Origin of the sequence: Alteribacillus persepolensis (genome assembly GCF_900099605.1) — a bacterium.
GTDB lineage: Bacteria > Bacillota > Bacilli > Bacillales > Marinococcaceae > Alteribacillus > Alteribacillus persepolensis.
This window is the reverse complement of the sequence record NZ_FNDK01000064.1, coordinates 1-1,289: the sequence shown is the minus strand read 5'-3', so window position 1 is coordinate 1,289 and position 1,289 is coordinate 1. Positions and strand designations below refer to the sequence as shown.

The following is a 1,289-nucleotide window of genomic DNA, read 5'->3' as shown; positions in this document are numbered from 1 at the left end:
AGCTGCATAAGCTGGTTATAAAAAAATACCATGGTCACCATCTGGAGGGATGGCGTCCATGGTATTTTTCGTTAAGGGCTTTTGATACAGCCCCTTGAAGTAGCCGGTGGATAATCAGATGCAAAAGATATTAAGAAATGGAAAAGTACTCATCAAGTAGATTAATGGATGAGTACTTTTCTTATTTAACAGCAAAAAACTGGTTGAAAAAGTATCATAGTATTCTACAATCGGGCAGTTTAGTGAAAGAGACGGTTTATAAATGTGAGGGATATAGATGAAAGTATCATTGTCCATCTTATTTAGTTGTTTTGTCGTTTTGGTTGGTTGCACTTCTAATCAATCCGCAAGAACATCCTACAGACATATTTTTTGTGAATTACTTCTTATCGATAGCAATTGTCACAGCAATAAGTTATATCATTTTGGAAGCCATAAAACTTATTATAAAGAAAACAAAGAATTGATATTTTGCGAACGGGCGGGTTACTTCAACAGACCATTACTAAATGGAGGGGTTCAGGTCTATGAAAAGTGATAAAAATGCCCCCGATAATAAAAAGGGATGGGAAAATATTCGATGCCATATTTTCTGCTGGATTGTTTCAGATGTTTTATGAGAGCGAAAAAGCACGAAGAGAAAATGACGATAAAAGATTTAAACAATTACTCTATGGCTTATTATTTGGAGTTTTGTTTTCAGTGACATTATATATTATTGTTTTGTGGGCTTGGTAATTGAAATATGATATTCAATTATCGAACGCCATTCTTGAATAAAAGTTGGCTCCAATATCGTATTTAAGGGCCAAATTGTTAAGTGAGAGAGATAAGGTTAGATAAATGGATTTCAATGCCAATGATGGATTAATTCTTTGTTAAGATATTAATAAGATTCTAGATTAGATGGGTTTCTAAATTGAATAGGTTTATTACGGTTATTTTTCTTTGTCTCTTTTTGATTGCAGGATGCAGTAATGAGGGTTTATCTTTCGGGGCCATTATAGATAATGAAAATATAACAATAGAAAAAATAAGCATTAATGAAATGGAAAAAAACGGCACGTTAAATCCCGATAATGCAGTCGAAATAGATGATAAAGAAAAGATTCAGTCTTTTACCAAAATGTTGGATAATATTGAATTTGAAAAGTACACAACATCTGACACCCTACAAAAACTCCAAGATGATAGTATACTGGACCCAAGATTTCAGACACGAAATAAGGATGTGTTAAGGTGTGGGTATGAAACGAAAACGATATACCCCCGAGTTTAAATCTAAAATT

General features: G+C 33.1%; 1 protein-coding gene. It reads left to right on the top strand.

What is annotated here, in order from left to right; translation table 11 throughout:
- The first annotated feature begins 919 nt into the window (after positions 1 to 919).
- Positions 920 to 1,279 carry a hypothetical protein gene (locus tag BLT18_RS17915; protein WP_091277155.1) on the top strand — a complete coding sequence of 120 codons (360 nt, stop codon included), beginning with the start codon at positions 920 to 922 and terminating at the stop codon, positions 1,277 to 1,279.
- The last annotated feature ends 10 nt before the right edge of the window (positions 1,280 to 1,289 follow it).